Raw genomic sequence first — 20,983 nt, 5'->3', positions numbered from 1 at the left:
CTTATATAGGCCCATCCATCAGTCTGCTTTCTAACAATCTCACCCAACCTGAGGACACAGTATCGACACCATCAACAAGGTCCCCTGAGGTTATATCCACCGCCTTCATGGTGTTGGAACAGGCAGAAAACCTGACACCATCACCAATGAGCTCACTGATCATATCTGAGTACTCTGACTCCCTCATGAGGGCGCTGACACCCTTTGAGTACGCCACAACCTCAATCTCAACATCCGGAATGTCGGCCATCAGGTTCCTCACATTGGTAAGGAGCAGCAAAACTCTTTCCTCGTCATCCTCATCAAGGTGGAAGACCGCACGGTAAATCATCTCATCACCCATCATAATCACCCCCTCCAGGTTCACAATTACAGATTGCCTGAGAGGCCATCAAACATATAGCCGTGCACATACTTACCGGTTCACAGTTGCAGTTTGCCTGAGGACAATTATACCGGTGTTATCCTCCCATCGAGCCGGGCATCGACGGGACTGTTCTTCTCAACATACTCCATGAGGGCGTCAATGGCCCTGATGTCCATCTCCTCATGGTTCTCACCGTAACGTGATGGCACACCCTGACTGGTTACATAGACTGCACTATAGGTTCTATCCGGCTCAAGGGGCTTCCCGTTTACGAATAACTTCTGTATCCTGCTACCGGGAGGGTTCTCTATCTTGAAGTAGATCTCAAGGCCCATGCACCTCTTGAGGTAGCCGCCCATCTGCCTGTAGGGGTCCCTTGAGAATGTGAGTTCAATGTTCTCCTCCATCATCTCTAGGATCTCCCTCCCCAGGAGTTCAACACGGGATACCGGAGGATTAACAGGGATTATGTTCCAGAGGTCCTCAACCCTGATATCCCCTGGCGCTACAGGGGCACCGTAGCGCCAACCATTGGAGAATGCAAATTCAGAGTCATCCACACCCATTATCGCCTTCAGGAGAAGGTTGTCCATGGTTGACTCCAGTATGGTGTACCTGTTGAGGTGTGTTCTTGTTGAACCCACGGTGACCTCAAGGTGGTCTCTGTCCACATCAGCCGCCCTCATGACCATCTCCTCAACATCCTCACTGGAGGGCCCCCTGACCCTTACAAGTTCATGTCTGAATCCCCTCACACCCCCATCAACCTCAAGGTCAAGGCGTCCAATGAATGAACCATGGCACCCTGACTGTATTATGATGGTATCGTTGACAGTGAAGGGCCTCTCAAGCCTGTTGTGGGTATGGGCGCTCAGAAGCACGTCTATGCCATCAACATCCGCTGCCAGCTGGCACTCCTGGGGGAACCCCAGATGTGATATGACCACCACAAGGTCAACCCTCTCCTCATCACGGAGCACATCTATCCAGTATGGGAGCTCATCACGTCCAAGTGTGAACTCAAGGCCCTCACTGAACCGTGGGGGCATCACCTTATCCACTATGTTGGATGCTATCCCCACAACCCCCACCTGGAGATCTCCCCTCTCCACTATCTCGTATGGCCTGAAGACGGGTCTTTCTGTCCCCTCATGGTAGCAGTTTATTGCAAGAACCGGGTGATTCAGCTTTTCAGATATTTCCAGGAATCTTTCGGGTCCATAGGCGAACTCCCAGTGGGCTGTCATGGCATCAAACCGCATTTCATTGAGGATGGGGATCAGGGCTGCTCCCTCACTCTTCACGGCATGGTATGTGCCGTGTATGGTGTCACCACAGTCAAGGAGTAGTGTGGGTCCCTCTTCACGTATCTCATCCACAAGGCCCGCTATGTGGTGGTAGCCTCCCAGGGTATCATACCTTATATCTCTGCCCTCCCAGAAGAGTTCCGGGTGGGGCTTCAGGTATCCGTGGGTGTCATTCACCTGCACGATGCACAGTTCACTCAATATCAACCCCCCATATTAGAATTCTATATCCAGAACCTCCCTTATGTTATCAACAACGTAGTCAGCAGCCTCAATCAGCCTCTGAGGAACCGGCTCCCTCTGCTGGAGTGTCAAAACCCCCACATCAGCCTCCCTCAATGCCAGGATGTCGTTAAGGCCATTACCCACCATCATGACCCTGCTGTACCTTTGCTTCAGCTCCAGGATTATCTGGGCCTTCCTCTCTGTGTCGGCGGTGTCAAAGACGTTTTCCTGGGGTATCCTGATGATCCTTGCAAGTTCCCTCAGTGACCCCCGCCGGTCCCCTGATGCAATGTATATATGGATGTTTCTATCCTTGAGTTCATCCACAACCTCCGGGACCTCCGGGAAGAGTTTTCCACCTGCAGTTATTGTGAAGTCAACCATCTGCCTGTCAATGTTGACTATGAATCCGGATCCGCTGCATATCTGTATGTTGTAGTCCTTGCTGGAAACGGCATCTATGGTGTCCTGTATGTCCCTCACAGTTGCAGGGTCACTCCTGAGGATATCCCTGATATCATCAGCAGTAACAGCGGTGTTGGCGTAGCTGACATCGAAGTCTATGCGGTTCCTCTTTATGAAATCATGGATTGTCTGGTCTGGGTTTGCGTTGACTATACATGTCGCGGGGTCGGTCTGAAGCACAACGAGAGCCCTTCTGTCCCTGTAATCCACTATATCAAGTGAATTCATCCTGTCACATATCTTCCCTGTTTTAAGATTCTTGAGGGCTCTGTACCTTCTTATGAGCGTCCCTGAGTTATCAAAAACAGCTGCCTTCATCATTAATACTATGCATTTCATGGTATTAATGATTTGAGGCGTGTGTTGATTGTATTATATTCCAGTTAAAGCATTCACAAAAAAGTAGGCACCCACCGTAATCAGAAACCCGTTACATACCCCCATAATTGCCCTGTAGACCTTCCCGGACGTATCAAATGACCCCCTGGATGATAGAAAAGATACCAGGCTGTACCAGGCAATGTCGGATGACCAGTGACCCACCAGGAAACCTGCAAGTCCAGCAAAACCTGCAAGTTCAATTCCCCTGTACATGAGGGCGGCCCCAACGGCACCCCACCATATAAAGAAGTAGGGGTTGGAAAAACTTATCAAAGCCCCCCTGAAGACAGATCCTCCTGTCTCAATATCCCCTGATGATTCGTCCTCAGACCTCAGACCCCTGATGCCGGTCCAGATGAGGATGGAGCCACCTGCAATTCCAATGAATGGGGATGCGGATTCTGATGAGAGAAGATAACCCATACCCATGAATATCAGAACAACCAGGATGGCCTCACCCAGGATGTGGCCCGTGACAAGGAGGGGCCCTGCCCTGAAACCTCCCTGAATGGAGTCCGAGACCGTTACGGTGAGAAGGGGGCCGGGGGCCATTGCCCCTGAGAGGCCTATGATGAAGGATGTTACTGTAAACAGGATGACACTCAGCATTCTTCCAGCCTAATTGTACCTGTTAAGTATCTTCATGATCTCAGTGAGGTGACGGTCAATCTCCTCTATCTCATCCTTCCTTAGGGCCCGGGTCCTCCCAAGTATCCTTATCCTCTCAAACACATGGTCCATCCTTACGAGGAGTTCATGCATTGATGTCCTGGTGGGGTACATGATATCACAGCTCCGGTAACTAACTGTGTTCAACATCCTATATAGCATCTTTTCTCGGCAGTGAATGGGACGAAACCCTCAGATCAGATTTTTTTGTATCATCTTTTCTCAGCCCTGCAGGTCAACCTCCAGACCCTGCCCTGACTCAGCAGCCCTCTCATAGACCATCCAGGCGGTTGTAACGTCCTGAAGTGAGAGTCCAGTTGAATCAAATACCGTTATATCATCATCTGATATCCTGCCCTCAATTTTACCTGTTATAACATCCCCTATTGTCCCCTGGAGGTCATCCTGTGTAATAAGGCCCTCACTGATGGGTATGTTTATCTCTCCACTGTGGGATGCCTGTTCCCAGTTATCATAGAAGACCCTCCCCTTCCTGAGTATGAGGGGGTCCAGCTCCTGCTTTCCTGGGGCATCTGCCCCCATGGCGCATATGTGGGTCCCCGGCGTTATCCAGTCAGCCTTCACCAGTGGCTTCCTGGATGGTGTGGCCGTTACAACTATGTCCCTGCCCTTAACAGCCTCCATGATATCCCCGGCAGGATTGACCCTGAACTCATAGACCTCAGAGGCCCTCCTTGCGAATTTATCTCGTTGGGAGGGGGTCCTGCAGTACACGTAGGCCTCCTCAAGGTCTGCGACCCTGCTGATGGCCATTAGCTGTGTCCAGGCCTGTCTCCCGGCACCCACCATCCCCAGTGTTGAGGCCTCCCGATCTGCAAGGTACTTCACGGATACCCCGCCGGCCGCCCCGGTTCTCATATCGGTTATGTGGGTTCCATCCATCAGTGCAAGGGGGAACCCGGTCCGGGGGTCAACCAGTTCTATGACAGCCATGACCGTTGGGAGGGAATGTTCACGGGGATTTGAGGGGTGAACATTCACACACTTAACCCCCGCCATTTCAAGTTCCTCAAGGTAGGAGGGCATCACCCTGAGGTCCCCATCATGTCCCCTGAAGAAGAGGTACATCTTGGGGGGCATCTGGACACGTCCAAGGGCATCCTGGACAAATGCGTTCTCAACAGCCTTCAGGCAGTCATCCATGGTCAGAAGACCCTCAACATCACTTTTTTTGAGTATAATGGTTTTCTCCATCACTTCACCCTTTCCATCATGGCTCCATATCCTAGATCTTGGTCATCTTCACATTTATTAATGTTGAAAATGAAATTAAACCCAGATAGAAGGGTGACCGGGCATCTGCAGATACCTCAGTATAACCATTATGGAAGGCCAGGGACCCCTCAAATGCAGCTCTTCAGGATAATCAATTATTTAATGATGGTATAAGGGTGTTTGGAAATGAAGACCATGGATAAGGCTGAAATGATTAAGGATCATGGCATAACCGCATCAGAGAACCTTGAAAGATTCATCAGGACAATAAGGGCAAAAAATGATGATATAAACGCATTTATAGAGGTCAGGGAGGAGGAGGCCTTCCAGAGGGCTGAGGAAATAGACTCAAGGATAGCATCAGGTGAGAGGACAGGTAAACTGGCGGGCCTCGTGGTGGGGGTTAAGAGCAACATCAACGTAGAGGGCTTCAAGGTATCCGCCGCATCAAGGACACTTGAAAACTACACTGGAAGCTACGATGCAACTGTGATAAGGCGAATAAAGGAAGAGGACGGGATAATAATCGGCATGACCAATATGGACGAATTCGCAGCGGGAAGTTCAACAGAGACATCATTCTTCGGCCCCACAGACAACCCCTCTGCACCTGGAAGGATACCCGGAGGTTCCAGTGGGGGAAGCGCCGCCGCTGTTGCAGCCGGGATGTGCGACATTGCACTGGGATCAGATACTGGGGGATCCATAAGGAACCCCGCCTCTCACTGTGGTGTCATGGGGTTCAAGCCAACCTACGGGCTGGTTTCAAGGCAGGGACTCCTTGACCTTGCCATGAGCTTCGACCAGATAGGTCCCCTTGCAGGTGATGTATCTGGCATTGAGCTGGCCCTTGAGGTGATATCCGGCCATGACCCCACCGACCCGACAACCATTGGGGAGGTTCAGGAACTCGGCGTGAACCGGGAACTGAAGGATATGCGCTTCGGTGTTGTGAAGGAGTTCCTTGAGGTTACCGATGACTCAATAGATGCCGCTATCCAGAGGAAACTTGACCTTATAGAAGGTGAGGGGGCTGAGATAGTGGAACTTGATTTCAGGTACATCGACCTCTGCCTCCCAACCTATTACCTCATAAACTATGTTGAATTCTTCTCAGCCACAAGGAAGTACGATGGCAGGAAATATGGCCACAGGATAGAGGACGTATGCGGCCCTGAGGTGCTCAGGAGGATACACATGGGATCCTACATCAGCCAGAAGGAGCTCTCTGGTAAATACTACAGGAGGGCCCTCCAGGCAAGGTCACTCATAAGGAGGGAGATAGAGGGGCTCCTGAAGGATGTGGACATCATACTGGGTCCAACAGTCCCTAAACTCCCCCACAGGCTTGGAGAGGAACTTGAACCAATGGAGATGTATGCATACGACGTTCTCACAGTCATAGCCAACCTTGCAGGTATACCAGCTGCAAGCATGCCCGCAGGTCATGTTGATGGGGTCCCTGTGGGCCTGCAGCTCCAGGCAAAGCCAGGCGACGATGGAATGATACTCTCTGCAATGAGGGGTATAGACTCCCTTTAGAGTGAGTTTACATGAGAATTGGACTCGCATACCTCAGGGGCTCTGTACCGGCCTTTGAGGACTTTGGATTTCTCCCCACCGACCTGGTTAAGGAGAATGGCCTCGTGAAGGGTGAGAGGGCCCACAGGGTCCTGGATGGCATCATAATACCTGGGGGTAGCATAGTTGAGTCAGGGAGCCTCTCCCCCGACCTTGGATCAGAGATAAGGAAAATGGCTTCTGAGGGTAAATTTGTCCTGGGCATCTGCTCGGGGTTCCAGGCCCTGGCAGAGAGGACGGATACAGGGAGAAAATCGCCATGCCCAATATACAGGGAGGGACTTGGGCTCCTGAATGTCTCATTCCACCCAATGATAAGCAATGACCGTGTCGAGGCCCTTATAACAGGGGATTCATTTCTCACATCCGGTTTAACCGGTGAGAGGGTAACAGGTTTTCACTGCCACACCTACGGTGAGATAAGGGGAGATGCACCTGAGATAATGCGTTCAATAATAAGGAGGGCTGATTACAGGGACAGGAGGCTTGAGGTAACCTCAGGTGTCTGCAGTGATGAGGGAAACATTGCAGGTACCATGGTCCACGGAGCACTGGATGAGAACCCGGCCCTTGTGGAGAACATACTCGAGTTTCTGGGTGCCGGTGAGGATGCAAGGGAGAGGATAATGGAGGAGAACAGGAAACTCAGAAAAACCCTGAGGTCAGAGATAGGTGTGGGAACAGGTATAACCGTTGAGGAAAGAAGAAGGAAGACCAGGAATACCCCACCGGCAATCATGATAGCATCCACGGGATCGGATTCAGGGAAGACCTTCATACTCACAGGCCTTGCAGGGGCCCTAAGGAGGCGGGGCCTCAGGGTGGGTGTCATGAAGGTGGGCCCTGATGTCAGGGACATAGTACCCGCCCTCTACCTGATAAAGGAGCCAATGGAGGAGCACTCCTCCATAAGGATAGGGCACCTGGGCTGGATGGACCTTGAGGATGTGCTGGAATCGGTGAGGGGAAGGTATGATATAATCCTGATCGAGGGTGTTATGAGCATATTAACAGGGCTCCTCAATGAAACCGTGCCCTACTCAGGGGCTGAAATCGCACTTGCAGCAGGTATACCCGTTATAATGGTGGCCGGCTGCAGCAGGGGTGGGGTGGAGTCCGCGGCTGTTGACCTGGACGCCCATATAAGTGTCCTTGAGAGGCTTGGGGTTGAGGTTCCCCACGCCATCCTCAACAGGGTATATGACATGGATATATTCGAGAGGGCCTCTGAGGGGAGGTACCTGGCTCTGCCCCGGGTTGAGATGAGCATGAGGGGGGGCACCCCTGAGGTTGAGATAAAACTTGAGGACTTCTGCATGAGGGCCATGGAGGCTGTTGAGGAGAACCTGGACGTGGATCTTCTAATATCTGGAGCAGCAGAACCTGAATTCAGGGGATACACTGACCTTGAGGATATAATGAGAAGATTCAGGAAAAATTAGATTATTTTTTTAGTTGAGGCGATGGTGGTGGGGGTCAAATTTCAAGATCCTCCTCAGGGATCTCCTCCCCCTCTGTTATTGTTATACCCTCCTCTCCGCCTATCTCATAGGTGAGGAACTGGAGGGGGGTCTTGGTGCTTCTCATCTTAACTATGTCCATTATACGTTCCCTTCTACCTGTGTAGGGGTTCTCCCTCCTACCCAGCTTTATGGCCCCGTAGACCGAGAACAGGGCAAGCTCATTGAATTCCTTGGAGGTTGCGCTGTCAAGTATGATGACAGAGGTTATCCCCCTCTGCTTGAGCTCATATACCAGGAGGTCAAACTGGTTCCTGAACTCATATGCTGTTAACTTGGCTGTGTAGCCCCCGAGACTGTCTATAACCACCACCTCGGCCTCAGGAGGGATGTCATGTATTATCTTGGTGAAGTTACCCTTCATGGGATCCATGTCCATGCTGAGCTCGGCCTCTGTTATCCTGGCCCTTATGCCGGTCAGTTCAATGAAGTTGAGGAGTCCCCTCTCCTCAAGTTCCTGGGTGTTCCAGCCAAAGGAGTTTGCCTGGATGTGGAGGTCATTGGCGTCCTCCTCTGCTGTGATATAGACCGTGTTGTATCCCTCCATGCAGCTGCTTATTGCAAAACGCAATCCAAAGATTGTCTTCCCGCATCCGGGTTCACCGGTTATAAGGACTGATCTCCCCATCGGGAAGCCTCCTATCGTGTCATCAAGTCCACTGATTCCTATCTTCAGCCTGTCCATAAAAACCACCTCTAGGATCTGAATTCCATGTATGATTCAATGAGGTCTGCTCCGCTCATGAATATGAGGTCATGTTCCTCCGCATATTTCATGGCATCATCCGTTGAAAGCGCATTACCGGTCCTGTCATCCATCATCTCACAGCAGACCGCAACCCCCTCAAGCCCGGCCATCTCCATGAGTGCTATGCTCATCTCGGTGTGACCCCTCCTCCGGGTCACATGGCCATCAGCGGCCCTAAGGAGGGTGACATGGCCGGGTGATCTGAAAAGATCGCCGAAATCATGGTGTTTTCTATTCTTACAGAGCTCTGCAAGCTCCCTTATGGTTAGAGCCCTGTCATTGTCAGTTATTCCTGTAAATGTCCTCCGGTGGTTCACTGTTATGGAGAACGCCGACTTTTCATCGTAGGGTATATCATGGGGTGAGAGCCTGCTGAGTACAGGGTACCTGCCTGAGGCCTCATTCATTATATCGGTCATGTAGGGTATACCAAGACTTTCCGAGTTCTCCCATGATACAGGTACACATATGAGGCCACCTGCATCGTTCCTCATGACCCTGATATGATCGGGGGTTGTTTTTTCAGCAGCGACAATCATATCTGTTTCCCGTTCACGGTTGTCCGCGTCGAATACAAGTACCATTTCTCCCTTTCTGAGTGCTTTAAGGGCTTCCTGAATCATATGATCACGACTCTGTTGTATCACTCAATTAATCTGATGATTCATCATCCATTATCTTTAGGCTAACAGTATCTCCATCTCTTAATTTAAGGGTTTTTCTGAGGTTTACCGGTGCAACAAATTCAAGGCACACATCCCTGTGATGGGTTTTAACAGGGAACAGAATGGCGCCATCAACCTCATCGTTTAGGATGGCCCTCAAATATAGAACATCCCCAAAACCGCCCCCACCATGTATTCTATCAGCCTTAAGGCGCAGTTCTCTGGCTATTTCAGGGGCACCGGTTTCTATGTTAAGTGTCCCGGGAAATGGCTCGAAGCCCAGCTTCTCCCTGAACTGTTCAAGGTATACGTCCATTGTCATGAAGTATGCGCCCTCACCGAAACCTGAACTGACCCTTCCGGTTATGATCATCATGATCACTCCAGCCTGCCCCTCACCGTTGAGAATAGGGGGCCCCTCAGGTCTATCTCACGGTTCCGGCCTGTTATGTACCTCATGGCCACGTCATCCAGGATGAGGTTCAGGTCAGATAGGGATCTTGCTATGGTGCTCCTCACCTCAACCTCACCGGCGCCACTCACAGCCATCTCCTCCACCCGGTAGGCTGCCTCGGCTGCAAGGGCATCCATGTAGGTTATCCCTGTGTTGAGGCCCTCCCTCCGGGCGCTGGCTATGATTTCGCTGTCCAGTTCCGTCCCGGGTGGCACACCCAGTATGTTGCCATCGTGGATGTAGATGGTGTTCCAGACCGCAGGTCCGAGGAGCCGGGTGTTCTCCTCATCCTCAACTGCTTCCACCATGATCCTCCTACCAAGGAATTCCCCACTGTAAACCTCAAAGCTGCAGGGCGACTCTGCGTCAGCATGAGCCCTCCAGGTTTCAATTATCCTCTCCATGAGCATCCTGCCATCTGAGGTTACAGGGTGGAGGTTTATCCTGAGCATGCCAGCGATGTCCCTATCAGTGAGCCTCCAGGGGCCATGGATCTGGGGGTAGACCATCTCCCGGACGTCATCCCTCTGGTTGAGTATCATGGCCACACGTTCAACACCAACACCAAGGTTCATGACCTCCTCTTCTATACCGTACATTGAGAGTGCTATGGGGGAATATAACCCGAAGGTTGCAATCTCAACCCAGTCCCTGAGGCCCGGGTGGTAGGCGTAGACCTCTGTCTGGGTCCCTGGAATGTAGTACTTGGATTTCTTCTCATCAGGCAGAAACTTGAACCTTGAGAAGCCGAAGTGCTCAAGCAGCCCCTCGGCGACTGCCTTACCAACGTCAAGGGGGACCTCGTCATCCACAACGACACATGAGGCCGAGTGATAGGTCATGAGGTGACTTGAATCCTCCCTCTGCTCCCTCCTGAAACATCGGTCAATTGAGAAGAGTTTCAGCGGGAGGGGGTACCTGTCATGTATGTTCTGTAGTGATATGAACCACCCTGAGGTCATATGGGACCTGAGGGTTGTCCTCCCAGCAACGGGTTTGAGGTCCCTTATCTCAGGGAACACCCTCTCGATGATCCTCAGGGCGTCATGACTTTCAACCTCAAGGGCCCCGGATACCTCAAGGACAAGGTCGTCCCCTGAGATGTCACCCTTCTTGTAGGACCTGAAGACCTCCTTGAGGCCCTGAATCCTTTCCTCTGTCACATCAACTCCCATATCCTCTATCATCCGGATCTTATCAAGGCCCAGGCCTATGTCAGGCCTTGGAAGCCCCCCCAGGTAAAAGCACCTGTCGAGGACCGCAGGAGCCTCGGGGCCGAACTGCCGGTATATGTGCTCCTCGTCTATGAATACAGGGTTCACCATCTCACTGAACCCCAGCCTGAGGTAGGCCTCCCTTATCATCCAGATGGTGTCATAGAGGACGTGCGATTTCCCCACACCAAACCTCAGGCGGGGATACTGCATGTCATGGTGGGGCCTTTTAAGGAGCTTACCGCTCTCAAGCCATGCACTCTCAAAGTCCCTCCTTGATAGTTTAACTATATCCTTCTTCTTCAAATGGAACCCCCGTGATCTTTATGGATATGCATGTGAATGGATCATAATCCAGTGCGATGAGCGGGTTCATCACCCCTCATCAGATGCTTCAGTTCCATCACTGGCCAGTTGAAGGGCTTCACCTTTCCGGTCATCACCCCTCAAAACCGGGAGGGATGTTTAACTTACCCTCTTCATCACCTTAACATATTGACTGCCAAACCTTATAATAATGAATGTTGAAAATAATCTCCATGGAAAGCGAGCTTTATGAATGCGATGTTCTCATAATAGGCTCAGGCGGAGCCGGCTGCAGGGCAGCAATTGAGGTTTCTGAACACAAACTGACACCAATAATAGTTTCAAAGGGTTTATCATTCAAATCAGGATGCACTGGAATGGCTGAGGGCGGATACAACGCTGCATTCGCATGTGTTGATCCGGATGACAGTCCCGATGTCCACTTTGAGGATACAATGAGGGGCGGGGGATTCATCAACGACCCCGTACTTGTCCGTATACTGGTGGAAGAGGCCCCTGACAGGCTGAGGGACCTTGAAGAATATGGTGCACTCTTTGACCGCCAGGAATCAGGTCTCCTGGATCAGAGGCCCTTCGGAGGCCAGACCTACAGGAGGACATGCTACCATGGGGACAGGACAGGCCATGAGATGATCACGGCCCTCAAGGAGGAGGTTATAAGGAGGGATATAGAGACCCTCGATGAGGTGATGATAACATCACTCCTTGTTGAGGATGGCAGCGTCCTTGGCGCCATGGGTGTATCCATCAGGAATTCGGAGCCAGTGGCCTTCAGGGCCTCTTCAACCATACTGGCATCTGGTGGAGCAGGTCACATATACCCTGTGACCTCCAACACCATGCAGAAGGGCGGTGATGGATTCGCACTCGCCTGGAAGGCCGGAGCTGACCTCATAGACATGGAACAGGTCCAGTTCCACCCCACCGGCATGGTCTACCCTGAGTCACGGAGGGGGATCCTTGTGACGGAGGCCGTGAGGGGTGAGGGAGGCATACTCCTCAACAGTGAGGGCGAAAGGTTCATGGGCCGCTATGACCCCCGCGGTGAACTTGCAACCAGGGACGTGGTTGCAAGGGCCATATACACCGAGATAATGGAGGGTAGGGGGACAGAGAACGGTGGTGTCTACCTTGATGTGAGCCACCTTCCGGATGAGGTTATAGAGGAGAAACTTGAGACCATGCTGCTTCAGTTCCTGGATGTGGGCGTGGATATAAGGTCCGAGCCAATGGAGGTTGCACCCACAGCACACCATTTCATGGGGGGTTTGAGGATAGATGGGTGGGGCAGAACCAGCCTCAGGAACCTTTTCGCAGCAGGAGAGGTTGCAGGCGGTGTCCATGGTACCAACAGGCTCGGAGGAAATGCCCTGGCGGATACCCAGGTATTCGGGAGGAGGGCAGGTATATCGGCTGCAAAAAACGCCATGAATTCATCCAATAAAAATGTCAGGTCACTCATTGAGGATGAGGAACAGCGGATAAAGGGCATGGTCCGTGATGGATCCATAAGGCCGGCTGAGATAAGGGATGAACTCCATGAGGCCATGTGGAGTGATGTTGCAATTGTAAGGAGCCGGAGGTCACTTGAATCTGCAATGTCCAGGATTTCCACCCTGATGGATAAACTGGGGGACCTTGATGTCCCTGAAAGAGGAGGATTTAACAGCAACCTCCTGGAGGCCCTTGAACTTGAGAACATGCTCATAACAGCTTCACTGGTGACCCGATCAGCTCTTATACGGGAGGAGAGCAGGGGATCTCATTACAGGGAGGATTTCCCTGAAACACGCCCAGAATGGAAAAGGAGCATATTACTGAACAGGAAGGGAGAGCCGCAGTTCATAAAGAGGTGAGCAGTTAAGTTAAAACCACTCAAAGGTCACCATATATTTGAAGAGATAATCAGGTAAAGCTAAAACTGTTCAGAAGTCACTATACTCATTATCTCGGGGTTGAGGTAGTCCCTGAAAACATGGTCAGCCCCCGCCCGTCTGAGCTCTGCCTCCCCGTACCTCCCGGCTGCTATTCCAATCTTAAGGGCACCCACGTGGGCTCCAGCCATCATATCGTGGGGGGTGTCACCAAAGAGGACGATTCTTCCTGAGGCGCACCTTTCAGTTCCCCTTTTAACCGCGATTTCTGTGAGTTCCTCCCTTATGGGGCTGTCACTCCCAAAGCCCCCAAATGAGAAGTAACCTGCAATTCCAGCCCTTTCAAGCTTCATGAAGGCTATCTCCTCAAGGTTCCCTGTGACAATTCCCATCCAAGCATTGATGGATCTGAGCGCCTCAAGAAACCCCATAACACCATCTATGAGCCTGATATCATCGTACTGGATGTTTTTCTCCACATAAACTGCCAGTTCATGGAGGAAGTCATCCATGCCCTCATTTATATCCTCTGATTCCAGGCCCAGGAGGCCGAGGACCTCCCTGGCTATTGCGGGGTCTGTTTTTCCGTGGTAATCTATGAGGTCAACGGTGGCATCAACACCGTAGACCTCCCTGAAAGCATAGCTGAATGCCTCCTCATGGACCTCTGAGCGGTGTATAAGGGTTTTGTCGATGTCGAATAGTGCAATCATCTTCCCAGATCCTACTGTTTTGAGGCAAGCTCCTCTGCAGCACACTCTGCAAGTTCCATGACGTATTCCTCATCCAGCACCTTCAGTTCACCTTCAAGTAGCAGGATCCTCCCGTCACATATCACAGCATCAACATCAGCGCCACCGGCAGAGTAGACGAGGTGTGAGGCGGGGTTCCTCCAGGGTGTGAGGTGGGGCCTGCGGGTGTTTAAGACCACGAGATCCGCCAGCCTGCCCTCCTCTATGAGGCCAGAATTAACTCCCAGGGCCTCAGCACCGTTCACTGTTGCCATCCGGAATACATCCATTGCAGGGAGTGCTGTCGGGTCATGGAGGCTGACCTTCTGGAGAAGTGAGGCTGTCTTCATCTCCTCAAACATATCCAGGTTATTGTTTGAGGCGGCACCGTCTGTCCCGATGGAAACGTTAACGCCCCTCCCTATGAGTTCAGGTACAGGTGAGATGCCTGATGCCAGTTTCATATTGCTTGAGGGGTTGTGTGAGACCTTCACCCCTCTCTCTGAGAGGATATCCATTTCATTTTTGTTCAACCAGACGCAGTGGGCGGCCACGGTCCCCGGACCAAGTACACCTGTGGCATCCAGGTACTCAACAGGAGACATTCCACGGGCCTCTGAGACCTCCCTCACCTCATCTTCTGTTTCAGATACATGGATATGGATACCAACACCGTGTTCAGCTGCCAGGCGGGCAGTTTCTCTGAGGAGTTCCTCTGAACAGGTGTATGGGCTGTGGGGCCCAAGGGCAACCTTTATGCGTCCATCTGCCATTCCATGGCATTCACGGATTATCCTGAGGCTCTCCCTCATCTCAGCCCGCCTCCTATCATCATCCCCCAGGTCTATCATCCCGTGACTTAGAACGCATCTCAGTCCCGCATCATCCACTGCACGGGCCACTTCATCCATGTAGAAGTACATGTCATTGAAGGTGGTTGTACCTGACCTTATCATCTCCAAGCATCCAAGCAGGGCCCCTGCATAGCAGTATTCACCGTTGAGGTGGGCTTCGGCTGGCCAGATGTGATCGTTCAGCCACCTGTCAAGGGGGAGGTCATCCGCCATCCCCCTGAATAGTGTCATTGAGAGGTGGGTGTGGGTATTCACAAGACCCGGGATGAGGAGTTTCCCGTGGCCATCAATGACGGTGTCAGCGTCACCGGGACTCAGGCTGTCTGAAACCTCCTCTATGGTGTTACCCTCCATCAGAACGGATCCTCTGCGAAGGCCCGCCGCATCAAGGATCTGGGCGCCATGTACCAGTATGCTCTCATTCTCCATAGGATCACCTTATAACTTATAAGTTTTAACTTATAATCCAGATGAATCTAAAGCTATTATATAGGTTCCTTTAAAAGAGATATAAGTGATGTGATTCTGCAGATCTGATACTTGTGTACGGTATTCGCAATAAATTATTTGAGTCACCGAGGGATTGAATGAAGGTAAGAATAGCGGTTCCCTCAAAGGGAAGGATAAGCGAACCTGCAATAAGGCTACTTGAAAATGCAGGTGTGGGGCTGAAGGATACAATTAACAGGAAGCTATTTTCAAAGACACAGCACCCCCAGATCGATGTCATGTTCAGCAGGGCGGCCGATATACCCGAATTCGTTGCAGATGGGGCGGCTGACCTTGGTATCACAGGATACGACCTCATAGTGGAGAGGGGCAGCGAGGTTGAAATACTTGAGGACCTGAACTATGGGAGGGCCAGCCTTGTCCTGGCAGCCCCTGAGGATTCTCCGATTGAGAAACCAGAGGACATACCTGACGGTGCGGTCATAGCAACAGAGTTCCCCGGGATAACAGAGGACTACATCAGGAAAAGGAACATAGGGGCCGAGATAGTTGAACTCACAGGTTCCACGGAGATAGCACCCTTCATCGGGGTGGCGGACCTCATAACCGACCTCAGCAGCACCGGCACCACGCTCAGGATGAACCACCTGAAGGTCATAGACACAATCCTTGAGAGTTCAGTGAAACTCATAGCAAACCCTGAAAGTTACAGACGCAAGGGGCAGCTGATAGAGGAGCTCAGAACAGGTATACGCGGAGTTATAGATGCAGAGGGCCGCAGGCTCGTAATGCTGAACATAGACCGGAATAACCTTGACCGTGTGAGGGCACTCATGCCAGGCATGACAGGACCCACGGTCTCTGAGGTGCTATCGGATAATGGTGTTGTGGCTGTCCACGCGGTTGTGGATGAGAAGGAGGTCTTCAACCTGGTTAACAGACTCAAGGCAGTGGGGGCAAGGGATATACTGGTTGTGCCAATTGAGAGAATAATCCCGTGAGGTGCATCAATGAAGTTCCTCCAGTTTTCAGATGGTGGAAGGGTTCTCTGCGGCTTTACAGATGGAGAAAAGGTATTTGAAGTTGAAAGCGGTCACTACCTCCTTGAAGACCCTGAGGTTATCTCAGAACATCGTATGGGGGATGTGAGGATCCTCCCACCTGTTTCACCCTCAAAGGTTATATGTGTGGGCCTCAACTACAGGGACCATGCAGCTGAACTTGGAATGGACATCCCTGATGAACCTGTCATATTCCTCAAGCCACCAACAGCGATCATAGGCCATGGTGATGCAATACTCTACCCTGCAATGTCCTCTGAGGTTGACCATGAGGTTGAACTTGCGGCTGTTATATCAGAAAGGGCGAGATTCGTTGATTCAGAGGAGGCGGATGAATTCATAGCAGGTTACACGGTCCTCAATGATGTAACTGCAAGGGACCTACAGAGGCGTGACGGCCAGTGGACCCGTGCAAAGAGCTTTGACACCTTCTGTCCAATAGGGCCATTCATAGAAACTGATATCAGACCCGACAACCTTGATATATCCCTTGAACTCAATGGGGTAATCAGGCAGTCATCCAGCACATCCAACATGATATTCACCGTCCAGGAACTGGTTGAATTCATATCAGAGATAATGACACTGGAGCCGGGTGATGTCATTGCAACCGGCACACCACCCGGTGTCGGAGAGATGAAACCAGGAGACAACGTCAGGGCAACCGTTGAGGGTGTGGGAACCCTTGAAAACAGGGTTGAATCATTCAGATAACATCCACCTGAAGCAGGTATATTAACTTTTCAATAAAGAGGATCAAACTGTAGGGGTAAACAAAAAAAGTAAAATGTCCCCTTTAAACTCACGTCTCAAGGTATATTGCTGGTTTAAGGGGAACAGCATTGGAGGCCTTGTTTTCAGGGTCGTAGTCTGCGTCACGGTGGATCACCACATCAGCCCCCACCTCTGATTCAATGTAGTCACTGGCATCAACCAGTACACTGTACTCGTCCACCTCAACAACCTCAGATTTACCTGCATCCCGGAGGATCCTCCTCACGAATTCAGAGACCTCCTTCATGTTGCTGTGGACTCCTGAGGCTGAAACCCTCCCCATTATGGCCCCCATATCAGGTTTTCCAACATCCGCCGCTATTCTCAGGACATCCCACTTCCAGGGTGGTGATATGTACAGGTGCACCCTCTCAGGCCGGGCGTCCAGTATCTTTATGATCTCCTGAATATCCCTGACGGTGTTCTGGACCATCTCCTCTGCAACCTGGACCTCCCTGCTTATGGCGTCATTCCTGAAACCTGGCCAGGAGGCCTCTGATACGAAGCCCTCACCACCGTATCTCTCCCACATCTCCTCGGCTGTGTATGGGGTGAATGGTGCCATGAGCCTTATCCAGGCGCTTAGCACATGTGCAAGCACCATTTTAACCTCCATGTCCACACGGCCATCAACACGGGCCATGTAGTGGTCTACGTCCTTTTTGAGAAGATAAAGCGCCTCCTGAACTGCTTTACGGGTCTGGAATGACTCAAGGGCCTCTGTAGCCCCACGTATCCTGTGGTTAAGTTGACAGATCATCCATTTACCCGCGAAACTTTCAGGCTCAAATTCAGGAAGCTCTGAGAGGACCAGTTCCCCTTCCCAGATATCAGAGACCCTTTCACCAAAGTCCCTGAACCATTCGATGCGCCTCCTGGTCCCTGTAACCTCCTTCTCCCTCCAGTCGAAGTCCTGCCAGGGCTCTGCAGATGACATGAGGAATAGGCGCACAACATCTGCGCCATGCCTCTCTATTGCATCCCGCAGCAGTATCACGTTGCCCTTGGATGAGGACATCTTGTTACCCTCAAGGAGACCCATCCCAAAGACAACGACACCCCGGGGCCAGCGGGATTCAGGGAATATGGCGGAGTGATGGAATATATGAAATGTCAGATGGTTACCTATGAGGTCCTTGGCAGATAACCTCCAGTCAAGGGGGTACCAGTAGCCGAATTCCTCTCTGAGTTCATCCCACACTCCGGATTCATCAAGGAAGACACTGTCAAAGAACTCATCATCCAGTTTCTCAGGGTCCATCTCCTTCAGTTTATGGGCTATGGTGTAGTAGGCCATGTAGATTGTTGAATCGGTGAGGGGCTCTATTATCCACCTATCATCCCAGGGGAGCCTTGTACCGAGACCTATCCTCCTGGAGCATGCCCAGTCATTCAGCCAGTCAATGTAGTACTGGAAGTTGGCCCGGACCTCCTCTGGTATTATCTTCATGCTAGAGAGGCACCTGTGGGCCAGCTCCTTCCAGTCCTCATCGGAGTACTTCATGAACCACTGGTCCTCCATGAGCCTCACAACGCACCTTCCACCGCAGCGGCATATCACAGGGCGTTCTGCAAACTCGTACATCTCATCGGCCAGGCCCTCAGATTTCAGTTCATCTGCTATGACTTCACGGGCCTCTGAAACCTTCATTCCCCCGTAAACAGGGATGTGGCTGCTCATCACACCCCTGGCATGTTCAACCTTGTAGAGTTCCCCTGTGGCGTCCTCAAGTCGTTCATCCTCCTGACTTTCAACTCCGAATTTCTGGATGACCTCTACCGCAGGGAAACTTCCGTAACCCTCAACTGTGATCACATTGATGGGTTCGAGGCCCTCAATAACATCACCGAGACCATACCTCTCAACCAGTTCAGAGTTCTTCCTGAGGTCCTCAAGTGCTATGAAGTCTGCAGGCGCATGGGCAGGCACAGAGAAGACAACTCCAGTTGCATATTCAGGGTCAACAAATGATGCTGGAAGTATTGGATGCATTTCTCCAGTCACAGGATTTTCAGCTTCTCTTCCAATGAGTTCCTCAGGGTCCACATCACCCTCAACCTCAAGGTCCAGCTTCTGGTGGGACAGGTTATCAAGGGAGGCACGGCTTACTATCCAGTCCTCACCGCCTGTCCGTACCCTCACGTACTCCTCCTCCGGGTTCAACCAGAGATTGGTTGCACCGTAGATTGTTTCGGGCCTGAATGTGGCCGCAACAAGGTATGAATCATCTATTCTGAACTTGAGGAGCGTGAGCTGGTTTATGGCCACACCCTCCCCCTCAAGGAGGTCATGGTCACCGACCGGGTTTTCACAGTCAGGGCAGTACTTCACTGGATGTGCACCCTTCCTCACAAGGCCCATGTCACGGAGCTTCCCTATCTGCCACTGTATGAACCTGCTGTAGGTGGGGTCTGTGGTCTTGAATTCGCGCCTCCAGTCTATGGAGTAACCCATATCCTCCATCACAGAACGGTATTCCCTGCTGAAGTATTCAACGATGTATTCAGGGTCACTGAAGCGTTCAAGTTCCTCCTCTGGTACTTTGTGGACCTCCCTGTAGATCTTAAGGGTCCAGGGATCCTTTTTCTGTATCCTCCTGGCTATTCCTATTACCGGGGCCCCTGTGACATGCCAGGCCATTGGAAAGAGGACGTTGTATCCCTGCATCCTCTTGAAGCGTGCATAGACATCCGGGACCGTGTAGGTCCTGCCGTGTCCTATGTGCATGGCACCGCTGGGGTATGGGTAGGCAACTGTCAGAAAGATCTTCTCTCTGTCATCCGGGTCAGCATGAAATATTCCTGCATCTCTCCACTTATCGCGCCATTTACTCTCAATATCCACTGAATCACCGCCATCATGGCTTTTTGACTTCATTATTTAACCATTCAAGGTAATCACGGGATCCCCCTGTTATGGGAATTGAAATTATGCATGGGTTATCATAACTATGTAGTTCCCTCACTCTTTTAATTATTTGCCGGGATAGTTCACCGGTTGTTTTAACAATAAGGACCGACTCCTCATCCTCCTCAAGGGAGCCCTCCCAGTGGTAGAATGATTTTATGGAGGGTATGATATTCACGCAGGCTGCGAGCCTCTCCTCAACAAGTTTACGTCCGATCCTTCCTGATTCCTCCTGGCCGGAGGTCGTTATGTATATCAGTGTGAACATCAGATCACCCTGAATCGGCTATTTCAGGGGGCCTGAGTTTGTGCCCCGCTGCATGGATCATCCCTTGTATCCGACCAACCTCTTCAGCCGGCACTCCAAGCTCAGATGCGACCTTAAGAACCCCCATTTTTTTATCAACCAGCAGACAGAGGATCTCATCCAGGACATCGTAGCTTATCCCCAATTCCTCCTCATCGGTCTGACCGGGCCAGAGGCCGGCTGTTGGAGCCTTGGATATTATCTCGGATGGAACACCAAGCTCCTCTGCAAGCATACGGACCTGTTTCTTGTAGAGGCCTCCGATTGGAAGCATGTCAACCCCTCCATCACCGTATTTTGTGAAGTAACCCACAAGGAGCTCTGTACGGTTACCGGTACCTGCTACAAGCCGGTTCATGGAGTTTGCATGGTAGTAGAGGACCATCATTCTCGCCCTTGGTTTGAGGTTTGCCACAGCAAGTCTGCTGGGCCGGTGACCGCATATACTACTGAAGGAATTCAGAACGGGTTCAATGTCCACGGTTTCACATTCTATCCCTGTTTCCTCTGCAACAAGTTTCGCATGTTTAAGGTCCTCAGGGGGTGTTGTGTTGGATGGCATGATTATGCCAAGAACCCTCTCGGGGCCAAGGGCCTCTGATGCAAGGTAGGCGACCGTTGAAGAGTCCACACCCCCACTGAGACCCAGTACAACGCCCTCTGTCCCGCTATCAGCCACCATGGCCTTTATGAACTCCTCTATTCTCTTCCTCACATGGGGACCAAGCCCTGGAACACATCTCATGGAACCACCCTCTCCAAAGTAGCAATGGTTAAAAGTAGGTAGGGTATATTTTATATAACCATATAAATCAATGTAAGGTAACATGTGAAGGTGTTCATCAGCATCATGGATTCCTACAGG

The 20,983-nt window shown here is 51.4% G+C and carries 20 protein-coding genes; 5 read left to right on the top strand and 15 right to left on the bottom strand.

From position 1 onward, the window contains the following. Nucleotide 1: 1 nt before the first annotated feature. The 6 genes from ACPLJI_RS00370 to ala form a co-directional block, all read right to left on the bottom strand. Nucleotides 2–343 carry a DsrE family protein gene (locus ACPLJI_RS00370; RefSeq protein WP_424730888.1) on the bottom strand — a complete coding sequence of 114 codons (342 nt, stop codon included), beginning with the start codon at nucleotides 341–343 and terminating at the stop codon, nucleotides 2–4. Between the two features lie 107 nt (nucleotides 344–450). Next, nucleotides 451–1,875, bottom strand: a complete 1,425-nt coding sequence (locus tag ACPLJI_RS00365) for a bifunctional metallophosphatase/5'-nucleotidase (protein WP_424730887.1) — start codon at nucleotides 1,873–1,875, stop codon at nucleotides 451–453. 15 nt (nucleotides 1,876–1,890) lie between these two features. After that, nucleotides 1,891–2,682, bottom strand: a complete 792-nt coding sequence (locus ACPLJI_RS00360; RefSeq protein ID WP_424741086.1) for an HAD family hydrolase — start codon at nucleotides 2,680–2,682, stop codon at nucleotides 1,891–1,893. Between the two features lie 54 nt (nucleotides 2,683–2,736). Continuing rightward, nucleotides 2,737–3,354 carry a LysE family transporter gene (locus tag ACPLJI_RS00355; RefSeq protein WP_424730885.1) on the bottom strand — a complete coding sequence of 206 codons (618 nt, stop codon included), beginning with the start codon at nucleotides 3,352–3,354 and terminating at the stop codon, nucleotides 2,737–2,739. A 9-nt stretch (nucleotides 3,355–3,363) separates the two neighbouring features. Then, nucleotides 3,364–3,528: a hypothetical protein gene (locus ACPLJI_RS00350; RefSeq protein ID WP_013294918.1), complete on the bottom strand. Its 165-nt coding sequence runs from the start codon at nucleotides 3,526–3,528 to the stop codon at nucleotides 3,364–3,366. Nucleotides 3,529–3,636: 108 nt separating this feature from the next. Then, nucleotides 3,637–4,629: an alanine dehydrogenase gene (gene ala, locus ACPLJI_RS00345; protein ID WP_424730883.1), complete on the bottom strand. Its 993-nt coding sequence runs from the start codon at nucleotides 4,627–4,629 to the stop codon at nucleotides 3,637–3,639. 207 nt (nucleotides 4,630–4,836) lie between these two features. Between ala and gatA the strand changes: the two genes are divergently transcribed. After that, entirely contained in the window at nucleotides 4,837–6,192 is a 1,356-nt protein-coding gene (gene gatA, locus ACPLJI_RS00340) for an Asp-tRNA(Asn)/Glu-tRNA(Gln) amidotransferase subunit GatA (RefSeq protein WP_424730882.1), read from the top strand. A gap of 11 nt (nucleotides 6,193–6,203) precedes the next feature. Beyond that, the gene (locus tag ACPLJI_RS00335; RefSeq protein ID WP_424730881.1) at nucleotides 6,204–7,673 is read left to right on the top strand and encodes a cobyrinic acid a,c-diamide synthase; all 1,470 of its coding nucleotides are present in this window, start codon (nucleotides 6,204–6,206) and stop codon (nucleotides 7,671–7,673) included. A 34-nt stretch (nucleotides 7,674–7,707) separates the two neighbouring features. Here ACPLJI_RS00335 and ACPLJI_RS00330 read toward each other — a convergent pair whose 3' ends face one another. From ACPLJI_RS00330 to sepS, 4 genes are read right to left on the bottom strand one after another with little or no spacing between them, the layout of a single operon-like run. Beyond that, nucleotides 7,708–8,436 carry an ATPase domain-containing protein gene (locus ACPLJI_RS00330; RefSeq protein WP_013294922.1) on the bottom strand — a complete coding sequence of 243 codons (729 nt, stop codon included), beginning with the start codon at nucleotides 8,434–8,436 and terminating at the stop codon, nucleotides 7,708–7,710. Between the two features lie 11 nt (nucleotides 8,437–8,447). Beyond that, complete coding sequence (gene ribB / locus ACPLJI_RS00325; RefSeq protein WP_424730880.1) at nucleotides 8,448–9,122, bottom strand: 3,4-dihydroxy-2-butanone-4-phosphate synthase; 675 nt, start codon at nucleotides 9,120–9,122, stop codon at nucleotides 8,448–8,450. Between the two features lie 28 nt (nucleotides 9,123–9,150). After that, nucleotides 9,151–9,540 carry a DUF120 domain-containing protein gene (locus tag ACPLJI_RS00320; RefSeq protein WP_424730879.1) on the bottom strand — a complete coding sequence of 130 codons (390 nt, stop codon included), beginning with the start codon at nucleotides 9,538–9,540 and terminating at the stop codon, nucleotides 9,151–9,153. Between the two features lie 2 nt (nucleotides 9,541–9,542). Next, nucleotides 9,543–11,138: an O-phosphoserine--tRNA ligase gene (sepS, locus tag ACPLJI_RS00315; RefSeq protein WP_424730878.1), complete on the bottom strand. Its 1,596-nt coding sequence runs from the start codon at nucleotides 11,136–11,138 to the stop codon at nucleotides 9,543–9,545. Between the two features lie 233 nt (nucleotides 11,139–11,371). Here sepS and tfrA point away from each other — a divergent pair, with 233 nt between their 5' ends. After that, nucleotides 11,372–13,015 (top strand): fumarate reductase (CoM/CoB) subunit TfrA, encoded by a 1,644-nt coding sequence (tfrA, locus tag ACPLJI_RS00310; RefSeq protein ID WP_424730877.1) that lies wholly within the window; start codon nucleotides 11,372–11,374, stop codon nucleotides 13,013–13,015. A 59-nt stretch (nucleotides 13,016–13,074) separates the two neighbouring features. On the opposite strand, the gene ACPLJI_RS00305 is transcribed toward tfrA, so the two are convergent. Together ACPLJI_RS00305 and ACPLJI_RS00300 are read right to left on the bottom strand one after the other, a co-directional pair. Continuing rightward, entirely contained in the window at nucleotides 13,075–13,746 is a 672-nt protein-coding gene (locus ACPLJI_RS00305; RefSeq protein ID WP_424730876.1) for an HAD family hydrolase, read from the bottom strand. 11 nt (nucleotides 13,747–13,757) lie between these two features. Then, nucleotides 13,758–15,047 (bottom strand): amidohydrolase family protein, encoded by a 1,290-nt coding sequence (locus tag ACPLJI_RS00300; RefSeq protein ID WP_424730875.1) that lies wholly within the window; start codon nucleotides 15,045–15,047, stop codon nucleotides 13,758–13,760. Nucleotides 15,048–15,205: 158 nt separating this feature from the next. Between ACPLJI_RS00300 and hisG the strand changes: the two genes are divergently transcribed. Both hisG and ACPLJI_RS00290 read left to right on the top strand, forming a co-directional pair. Next, complete coding sequence (hisG, locus tag ACPLJI_RS00295) at nucleotides 15,206–16,069, top strand: ATP phosphoribosyltransferase (RefSeq protein ID WP_424730874.1); 864 nt, start codon at nucleotides 15,206–15,208, stop codon at nucleotides 16,067–16,069. Between the two features lie 9 nt (nucleotides 16,070–16,078). After that, nucleotides 16,079–16,843: a fumarylacetoacetate hydrolase family protein gene (locus ACPLJI_RS00290; protein ID WP_424730873.1), complete on the top strand. Its 765-nt coding sequence runs from the start codon at nucleotides 16,079–16,081 to the stop codon at nucleotides 16,841–16,843. Between the two features lie 88 nt (nucleotides 16,844–16,931). Here the strand turns inward: ACPLJI_RS00290 and leuS are convergent, their stop codons facing one another. From leuS to ACPLJI_RS00275, 3 genes are read right to left on the bottom strand one after another with little or no spacing between them, the layout of a single operon-like run. After that, nucleotides 16,932–19,781: a leucine--tRNA ligase gene (gene leuS / locus ACPLJI_RS00285; RefSeq protein ID WP_424730872.1), complete on the bottom strand. Its 2,850-nt coding sequence runs from the start codon at nucleotides 19,779–19,781 to the stop codon at nucleotides 16,932–16,934. Next, entirely contained in the window at nucleotides 19,762–20,079 is a 318-nt protein-coding gene (gene cutA / locus ACPLJI_RS00280) for a divalent-cation tolerance protein CutA (RefSeq protein ID WP_424730871.1), read from the bottom strand. The genes leuS and cutA overlap by 20 nt, the downstream gene beginning before the upstream one ends. A 4-nt stretch (nucleotides 20,080–20,083) precedes the next feature. After that, the gene (locus tag ACPLJI_RS00275) at nucleotides 20,084–20,863 is read right to left on the bottom strand and encodes an NAD+ synthase (protein WP_424730870.1); all 780 of its coding nucleotides are present in this window, start codon (nucleotides 20,861–20,863) and stop codon (nucleotides 20,084–20,086) included. Between the last annotated feature and the right edge of the window lie 120 nt (nucleotides 20,864–20,983).

The sequence above is a fragment of the Methanothermobacter sp. genome (assembly GCF_049720995.1).
In the GTDB taxonomy this organism is placed as follows: Archaea; Methanobacteriota; Methanobacteria; order Methanobacteriales; family Methanothermobacteraceae; genus Methanothermobacter.
Note: the sequence above shows the minus strand (reverse complement) of the source record. Positions and strands in the feature narration are given on the sequence as shown.

Bases quoted from the DNA above. Each gene is read 5' to 3' on its own strand.
- cutA (WP_424730871.1), bottom strand. From the start codon at position 20,079: ATGTTCACACTGATATACATAACGACCTCCGGCCAGGAGGAATCAGGA.
- ACPLJI_RS00275 (WP_424730870.1), bottom strand. From the start codon at position 20,863: ATGAGATGTGTTCCAGGGCTTGGTCCCCATGTGAGGAAGAGAATAGAG.
- ACPLJI_RS00305 (WP_424730876.1), bottom strand. From the start codon at position 13,746: ATGATTGCACTATTCGACATCGACAAAACCCTTATACACCGCTCAGAG.
- tfrA (WP_424730877.1), top strand. From the start codon at position 11,372: ATGGAAAGCGAGCTTTATGAATGCGATGTTCTCATAATAGGCTCAGGC.
- ACPLJI_RS00330 (WP_013294922.1), bottom strand. From the start codon at position 8,436: ATGGACAGGCTGAAGATAGGAATCAGTGGACTTGATGACACGATAGGA.
- ACPLJI_RS00370 (WP_424730888.1), bottom strand. From the start codon at position 343: ATGGGTGATGAGATGATTTACCGTGCGGTCTTCCACCTTGATGAGGAT.
- ACPLJI_RS00350 (WP_013294918.1), bottom strand. From the start codon at position 3,528: ATGTACCCCACCAGGACATCAATGCATGAACTCCTCGTAAGGATGGAC.
- ACPLJI_RS00355 (WP_424730885.1), bottom strand. From the start codon at position 3,354: ATGCTGAGTGTCATCCTGTTTACAGTAACATCCTTCATCATAGGCCTC.
- leuS (WP_424730872.1), bottom strand. From the start codon at position 19,781: ATGAAGTCAAAAAGCCATGATGGCGGTGATTCAGTGGATATTGAGAGT.
- gatA (WP_424730882.1), top strand. From the start codon at position 4,837: ATGAAGACCATGGATAAGGCTGAAATGATTAAGGATCATGGCATAACC.
- ACPLJI_RS00300 (WP_424730875.1), bottom strand. From the start codon at position 15,047: ATGGAGAATGAGAGCATACTGGTACATGGCGCCCAGATCCTTGATGCG.
- ACPLJI_RS00360 (WP_424741086.1), bottom strand. From the start codon at position 2,682: ATGAAGGCAGCTGTTTTTGATAACTCAGGGACGCTCATAAGAAGGTAC.
- ribB (WP_424730880.1), bottom strand. From the start codon at position 9,122: ATGATTCAGGAAGCCCTTAAAGCACTCAGAAAGGGAGAAATGGTACTT.
- ACPLJI_RS00290 (WP_424730873.1), top strand. From the start codon at position 16,079: ATGAAGTTCCTCCAGTTTTCAGATGGTGGAAGGGTTCTCTGCGGCTTT.
- ala (WP_424730883.1), bottom strand. From the start codon at position 4,629: ATGGAGAAAACCATTATACTCAAAAAAAGTGATGTTGAGGGTCTTCTG.
- hisG (WP_424730874.1), top strand. From the start codon at position 15,206: ATGAAGGTAAGAATAGCGGTTCCCTCAAAGGGAAGGATAAGCGAACCT.
- ACPLJI_RS00335 (WP_424730881.1), top strand. From the start codon at position 6,204: ATGAGAATTGGACTCGCATACCTCAGGGGCTCTGTACCGGCCTTTGAG.
- ACPLJI_RS00320 (WP_424730879.1), bottom strand. From the start codon at position 9,540: ATGATGATCATAACCGGAAGGGTCAGTTCAGGTTTCGGTGAGGGCGCA.